Genomic DNA, 444 nt, shown 5'->3' with positions numbered 1-444 from the left:
CACTTCAGATACAGCTGGGTTTACAGGGATGATTTCATACCCGCTATCCTGCATGGCCTTCGATACCATATAAGAAGTACGCTCGGGGTTATTTGATAAACCAACAACAGCGATGCGCTTCGATTTTTTTAACATCTGACCCATTTCTTCTCTACTTGGATTTTGTATCATTCTTATCAATCCCCTTTATCATAAAATGTAATAATTGCTTAAAAAGTATTCCTTAACAAAGATATTTCACAGAGTAAAGCTGAGTATTACCATTATTAAGAAAAACCATTATACAAGAAAGAATAGGTTTCGAAAAGGTGTGCACCACTTATGTTCATACAGGCTACCGCGTATTGTATCATTATACACAATTAGGTACTCTTCATTATATTTACGAAAAAAAGAAAACATAAACCTTTTGCCCTTCATGAACTTAAACGTATATCAAAAGAC

1 protein-coding gene is annotated in these 444 nt (G+C 34.2%); it reads right to left on the bottom strand.

Going from position 1 to position 444, the window contains the following annotated elements; all coding sequences use genetic code 11:
• Positions 1 to 171 (bottom strand): CoA-binding protein (locus SB773_RS30125; RefSeq protein WP_410593856.1); only part of this gene is annotated, 171 nt, incomplete at its 3' end.
• Positions 172 to 444: the final 273 nt, after the last annotated feature.

Source organism: Bacillus sp. SIMBA_074, assembly GCF_046534555.1.
GTDB classification, from domain to species: Bacteria; Bacillota; Bacilli; order Bacillales; family Bacillaceae_G; genus Bacillus_A; species Bacillus_A mycoides.
This window is presented reverse-complemented; position numbering and strand designations above follow the sequence as displayed.